Origin of the sequence: Mycolicibacterium agri, from assembly GCF_002553505.1 — a bacterium.
GTDB classification, from domain to species: Bacteria; Actinomycetota; Actinomycetes; order Mycobacteriales; family Mycobacteriaceae; genus Mycobacterium; species Mycobacterium agri.
Map to the genome: position 1 here is coordinate 22,631 of NZ_PDCP01000071.1, position 6,205 is coordinate 28,835.

At 66.1% G+C, this 6,205-nt stretch carries 5 protein-coding genes and 1 pseudogene; all 6 read right to left on the reverse strand.

All coding sequences use genetic code 11. The features are described from left to right. Positions 1-29: 29 nt before the first annotated feature. Entirely contained in the window at positions 30-884 is an 855-nt protein-coding gene (locus tag CQY20_RS26520; RefSeq protein ID WP_097943157.1) for a GNAT family N-acetyltransferase, read from the reverse strand. A gap of 53 nt (positions 885-937) precedes the next feature. After that, the gene (gene ispG, locus CQY20_RS26525) at positions 938-2,113 is read right to left on the reverse strand and encodes a flavodoxin-dependent (E)-4-hydroxy-3-methylbut-2-enyl-diphosphate synthase (RefSeq protein ID WP_097943159.1); all 1,176 of its coding nucleotides are present in this window, start codon (positions 2,111-2,113) and stop codon (positions 938-940) included. Between the two features lie 9 nt (positions 2,114-2,122). Then, a complete protein-coding gene (locus tag CQY20_RS26530) occupies positions 2,123-3,361 on the reverse strand; it encodes a M50 family metallopeptidase (protein WP_097943161.1) in 1,239 nt (412 codons plus the stop codon). After that, complete coding sequence (dxr, locus tag CQY20_RS26535; RefSeq protein WP_097943163.1) at positions 3,358-4,521, reverse strand: 1-deoxy-D-xylulose-5-phosphate reductoisomerase; 1,164 nt, start codon at positions 4,519-4,521, stop codon at positions 3,358-3,360. The genes CQY20_RS26530 and dxr overlap by 4 nt, the downstream gene beginning before the upstream one ends. Before the next feature lie 96 nt (positions 4,522-4,617). Further along, a pseudogene (locus CQY20_RS26540) lies at positions 4,618-4,821 on the reverse strand (IS30 family transposase); the annotation flags it as partial. Further along, complete coding sequence (locus tag CQY20_RS26545) at positions 4,817-5,881, reverse strand: IS110 family RNA-guided transposase (protein WP_097943165.1); 1,065 nt, start codon at positions 5,879-5,881, stop codon at positions 4,817-4,819. The pseudogene CQY20_RS26540 and the gene CQY20_RS26545, both read right to left, overlap by 5 nt. Positions 5,882-6,205 lie beyond the last annotated feature (324 nt).

The window sequence follows — 6,205 nt, forward strand, 5'->3', positions numbered from 1 at the left end:
AGCGTAGCCAACACCGCGATGCGAGCGGTCTAGTCGAGCAGAACCGTTGCGAACGTTCCCACTTCGACGAAGCCGATGCGGTCATACGTTGCGCGGGCAACGGTGTTGAAGTCGTTGACGTAGAGGCTGGCGATGCGTCCACTGCGCACCACCGCGGCGGCGAGCGCAGCGGTGCCGGCGGTGCCGAGGCCGCGTCCGCGCCAGTCGGGATGCACCCACACGCCCTGGATCTGGCCGACGGCGGGCGACTGCGAGCCGACCTCCGCCTTGAACACCACCTGGCCGCGTTCGAAGCGGGCCCACGCGCGTCCGGCCGCGATCAGGCTCGCGACGCGCCGACGGTAGCCGCGCCCGCCGTCGCCCAGCCGGGGGTCGATGCCGACCTCACCGATGAACATGTCGATGGCGGCCACCAGATAGGCGTCGAGTTCCTCCATCCGCACCGGACGCACGGCGGGATCGATCCGGCACTGCGGCGCGCCGGCGAGCGCCATCAGCGGCTGACAGCCGCGCACATCGCGGGCGGGCCCCCAGGCGTGCTCGAGGCGCCGCCACATGGGCAGCACCAACTCGGCACGGCCGACGAGCGATGAGCACCGGCGCGCCGTGCTGACGGCCTTGTCGGCGAAGGCATGCAGGTCGGCAGGTTGCCCCCGCAGCGGAATGAGATTGGCACCCGCATAGCAGAGCGAGTCGGTGGCCCGGCCCCGCGACCACAGCTCACCACCGATGGCGCTGGGCTCCACGCCGTGCTCGGCCACCCGCGAGGCCACCATGCAGCTTCCGACCGGGTCGGCGTCGAGCACCTGCTGCACCGCGGCGACGTCGCGCACCACCGAGACGCGTCGCTCGTCGACGAAGCGAAACAGCGGCGGAGCCGACATCGGGTCTCTTTCTGCGGCTTAGGGCGCGGTGATTCCAATCACAGCGGACACACTCAGCTTACGGTCACCACGGGCGAACCGGTGGCATCATCGGATCCCGGCTCGGATTCTTTCTCGCTGGCGATGCGCATCGCCTCTTCGATCAGCGTCTCGACGATCTGCGACTCGGGCACGGTCTTGATGACCTCGCCCTTGACGAAGATCTGGCCCTTGCCGTTGCCGGACGCCACGCCGAGGTCGGCCTCGCGCGCCTCGCCGGGGCCGTTGACGACGCAGCCCATCACCGCGACGCGCAGCGGAACGTCCATGCCCTCCAGGCCCGCGGTGACCTCGTTGGCCAAGGTGTACACGTCGACCTGGGCGCGCCCGCACGACGGGCACGACACGATCTCCAGCGAGCGGGGCCGCAGGTTCAACGACTCGAGGATCTGGTTGCCGACCTTGACCTCTTCGACGGGCGGCGCCGACAGCGACACCCGGATGGTGTCGCCGATGCCCCGCGACAGCAGCGCGCCGAACGCGACGGCGGACTTGATCGTGCCCTGGAACGCGGGACCGGCCTCGGTGACGCCGAGGTGCAGCGGGTAATCGCATTGCGCCGCAAGCTGTTCGTAGGCAGCGACCATGACCACCGGATCGCTGTGCTTGACGCTGATCTTGATATCGCCGAAGCCGTGCTCCTCGAACAGCGAGGCCTCCCACAGCGCCGACTCGACGAGCGCCTCGGGTGTGGCCTTGCCGTATTTGGCCATGAAGCGCTTGTCCAGCGAGCCGGCGTTGACGCCGATGCGGATCGGGATGCCCGCATCGCCTGCCGCCTTGGCGACCTCCTTGACCCGGCCGTCGAACTCCTTGATGTTGCCGGGGTTGACGCGCACCGCAGCGCAGCCCGCGTCGATCGCGGCGAAGATGTACTTCGGCTGGAAGTGGATGTCGGCGATGACGGGGATCTGGCTGTGCTTGGCGATCTCGGGCAGCGCGTCGGCGTCCTCCTGCCGGGGGCAGGCGACGCGAACGATGTCGCAGCCGGAAGCGGTCAGTTCGGCGATCTGCTGCAGCGTGCTGTTGACGTCGTGGGTCTTGGTGGTGCACATGGACTGCACCGCGACCGGGTGGTCGCTGCCGACGCCCACGTTGCCGACCATGAGCTGACGGGTTTTTCGTCGCGGCGCCAGGGTGGGTGCGGGGGGTGCCGGCATGCCTAATCCGATAGTGGGGCCGGACGACATTGAGGTCTCCTACTCGAACGGATGAATCGGGTTGACGAAATCGGCGGTGACGGTGAGTGCCATGTACCCGACCACGACGACCAGGATGATCCACGTGGCGGGCATGAGCTTCATGTAGTTCACCGGTGCGCCGGCCGCCATGCCGCGGGCTCTGCGCAGGGTATTACGGATCTTCTCGTAGAACGCCACCGCGATATGCCCGCCGTCGAAGGGCAGCAGCGGCACCAGGTTGACCGCGCCCAGCACGAAATTGAGCTGGGCCAAGAAGAACCAGAACGCCATGAACAGGCCGCGTTCGAAGGCGTCCCCGCCGATGATCGACGCGCCAACCACGCTGATGGGCGTCTCGGGATCGCGTTCACCGCCGCCGATGGAGTGCACCAGCGCGCCGACCTTGGTCGGGATCTTGGCCAGCGACTTGCCGAGTTCCACGGCCAGATCACCGGTGAAGGAGATCGTGCCTGGGATGGCGGTGATCGGGTTGTACTGCATGTATTCGGGGGGCCCGTACTCGGCGGCGGACACCCCAATGGCGCCGATGGGCGACGGCGCTTCGGCGGTTTCCGAGACATAGCGCTGGGTCTGCTGCACGTTGACGACGGTGGTGAACTCCCTCGTCGTGTCGCCCTCTTTGCGCTTGACGACGAACGGCGTCGGGCCGCTGGCCGCCCGCACAGCCTTGACCATTTCGTCGGCGGTGCGCACCTCGGTGTCACCGACCTTGACGATGATGTCGCCCTGCTTGATGCCTGCGGCGGCCGCGGGTCCCTCGCCTTCGCATGGAGCGAATTCGGTCTTGCTGATTGCCGGTGCCACACAAGTGGTTTGGCTGACGTAGGCGGCCGGCTGGGGGTTGAGGTTGGGCAGGCCCCAGTAGAGCGCGATGCCGTACAGGATCGCCAGGCCGACGATGAAGTTCATGCCGGGGCCTGCGAACAGCACAGCGGCCCGCTTCCATGTCTTCTGCTTGTACATGGCATACGGGCGGTCTTCCGGCGCGATCTCGTCGATCGATGTCATGCCTGCGATATCGCAGAACCCGCCGAGCGGGATCGCCTTGACGCCGTACTCGGTGGAGCCCAGCTTGTTGGGTCGACGGGTCGACCACAGCGTCGGGCCGAAGCCGACGAAGTAGCGGCGCACCTTCATGCCTGTGGCACGCGCCACCCACATGTGACCGCATTCGTGCAGCGCCACTGACACCAAGATGGCCAGTGCGAACAGCACGACACCAATGAGCCACATCATTTTGTGGTGACAACCTCCCGAGAAACCGCGCTCCGCGCCCGCTCGCGAGCCCAGAGTTGCGCGTCAAGTACCTCTTCCACGGTAGCGGGTTCGGCGGCCCACTGGTCTGCGGCGTGCAGCACGTCGGCGATAGTTCTCACGATGGCTGGGAAGCGGATGCGGCCGTCGAGAAAGGCCGCCGCGGCCTCCTCATTGGCGGCGTTGTAGACCGCGGTCAGGCAGCCGCCCCGCTGACCGGCCTCGCGGGCCAGTTCGACGGCCGGGAAGACGGCGGCGTCCAGCGGCTCGAATTCCCAGGTCGACGCGGTGGTGAAGTCGCACGCCGCCGCCGCTGCGGGCACCCGCGTCGGCCAACCGAGAGCCAGGGCGATCGGCAGCTTCATGTCCGGCGGGCTGGCTTGCGCGATCGTCGAACCGTCGGTGAACGTCACCATCGAGTGCACGATCGACTGGGGGTGCACCACCACCTCGATCTGGTCATAGGGCACGCCGAACAGCAGGTGGGTTTCGATCAGCTCGAGGCCCTTGTTCACCAGCGACGCCGAGTTCAGCGTGTTCATCGGCCCCATCGACCAGGTCGGATGGGCGCCTGCCTGTTCGGGGGTGACCGCCTCCAGCTGCTCGGCGGTCCAGCCGCGGAACGGGCCGCCCGACGCGGTCAGCACGATCTTGGCGACCTCGTCGGCTGTGCCGCCGCGCAGGCACTGCGCAATCGCGGAGTGCTCGGAGTCGACGGGCACGATCTGGCCGGGCTTGGCCGCCTTGAGCACCAGCGGACCGCCCGCGATCAGCGACTCCTTGTTGGCCAGCGCCAACCGGGCGCCGCTGGCGAGAGCCGCCAGCGTCGGCTTCAGCCCTAGCGCTCCGACCAGCGCGTTGAGGACGACGTCGGCTTCGGTGTTCTCGACGAGCGAAGCGGCGGCTTCCGCGCCGATGTAAGCGACGTCACCGACCCGCTCTGCCGCATCGCGGTCGGCCACCGCGATGTTGGTGACGCCGGTTTCCGCACGCTGGCGGCCCAGCAGATCGGGGTTGCCGCCGCCTGCGGCCAGGCCGACGACCTCGAATCGGTCCGGGTTGGCCGCGATCACCTCGAGCGCCTGGGTGCCGATCGAACCGGTGCTGCCGAGGACCAGCACGCGCAGGCGTGAATCTGTCATGCTCCTCGCGTCCGCGTTACCCACTGTCCCATTGTGCCGCTCGGTCCCCTCTCCACCGCGAGCAGACGCAAAAGTCCGCCTTCTCCTGGGGCGATTTCAGGCAGTGGATGCAACAGCGGGTGGTTTTGGCGGGTTTGAGAGTAGCTCGTCGAGGACTTCAGCGGGTTTCTTCCAGCCGAGGGTTTTGCGGGGTCGGGTGTTGAGTTGGGCGGCAACGTAGTCGAGGTAGTCGGCCGGGAACACTGATAGGTCGGTGCCTTTAGCAAAGTATTGGCGCAGCAGCCCGTTGATGCTTCTATGTCAACGCCGCTGGTTCGTATCTGGCGATGTGGTGCTGCCAGTTGGCTTGATCGAGCTGCATGGCTCTATGGATGACGTCGACGAGGTGGCGTTTGAGAATACGTCGGGCGCCTCGGGCCCCTTTTGTTGGTAGGTGGCGTGCGGTGAGTTGTTGGGCCGCGGAGTTGAACCGGTTCTGCACGATCGCTGCTGTGTAAAGGACGCTATTGAGGCGGCGGTTTCCTCCTCGGTGGAGGCGATGACGTTCGTGGTCGGATGAGTAGACCGGGATCGGTGCGCAGCCGGTGTAGCGGGCGAGCTTGGCTGAGCTGGAAAACCTAGTGATATCGCCGATTTCGGTGACCAGCACCGCGGCCGAGATATGACTGATCCCGGTGATCTGCAAGAGGTTGGGTGCCAGGGGGCTCACGAGATTCTTGATCATCTCGTCGAGATCGTGGATGCGTCGGTTGACGTCGACGAGCTCGGTGACCATCTCGGTGAACACGTGCCGGACGTGAGCACTCATCGATGCGGCATCAAGCCGAGCACTGAGCAGCGATATGGTCTTGGCGCGGGCAAGATCGCCCGGGGTGTAGTCGAGCCATAAATGCGCGTGCGTCTTGATCTGGTTGATCAGTGTTGTCCGTCGTTTGACCAGGTCGGAGCGGTAGTCGCTGAGCACTCGGAGTTCGCGGACCCGCTCATCGATCTGATGACGGCTCAGACTTGGTGTGGCGATCGCCGCATGCGCAGCCGCGATGGCGTCGATGACATCGGACTTGGCGCCCGTGGCTGCGTGCAGCTTGCGGTGGGCGACCGTGAGCCGGCTGGGCACCCACACCACCTCCTGACCGGCAAGCAGGAGTTCATCGGCCAAACGACGAGCGAAGCCACGCCCATCTTCGATGGCCCAAGTCACCGCCGTGGTATCGATCATCGATCGAATCCACTTCAGCAGGGTGATGATCAGTTGCCCGTCATTTTTCACGGTCAGCGGCTTGCCGATGCGTCGGCCGCCAGCATCTACTGCCACTGCGACGTGGACGCGCTTGTGCGGGTCGATCCCTACTGTCACCATCGAAACGTCCCTTCTTCACCTTCGGTCGATGACGGGACGACAGCGAGGGCTCTGCCCGGGCGGACAGACCTATTGCGAGTTGACGGCTCAGCAGGCTTCTATCAAGTCACTCCCGGTCAGGGCTCTCGCCCTGGGTTGCCGTGGACAAATCAACGGAAAGCCATCTGCGGCACGTGTTTTCCGAGTCACCCAGCAGCCCGCCGGTCGACTCCCGTCGAAGCGTTCCGGCATCAACACTGTGCACCAATAGGTGTTCTCGTTACTGCCGCGTTGCCATGGCGAGTGCGGATCGCAGAAGTAGATATCGAGCTCGGTGGCCGCGGC

Bases quoted from the DNA above. Each gene is read 5' to 3' on its own strand.
- CQY20_RS26530 (WP_097943161.1), bottom strand. From the start codon at position 3,361: ATGATGTGGCTCATTGGTGTCGTGCTGTTCGCACTGGCCATCTTGGTG.
- ispG (WP_097943159.1), bottom strand. From the start codon at position 2,113: ATGTCGTCCGGCCCCACTATCGGATTAGGCATGCCGGCACCCCCCGCA.
- dxr (WP_097943163.1), bottom strand. From the start codon at position 4,521: ATGACAGATTCACGCCTGCGCGTGCTGGTCCTCGGCAGCACCGGTTCG.
- CQY20_RS26545 (WP_097943165.1), bottom strand. From the start codon at position 5,881: ATGGTGACAGTAGGGATCGACCCGCACAAGCGCGTCCACGTCGCAGTG.
- CQY20_RS26520 (WP_097943157.1), bottom strand. From the start codon at position 884: ATGTCGGCTCCGCCGCTGTTTCGCTTCGTCGACGAGCGACGCGTCTCG.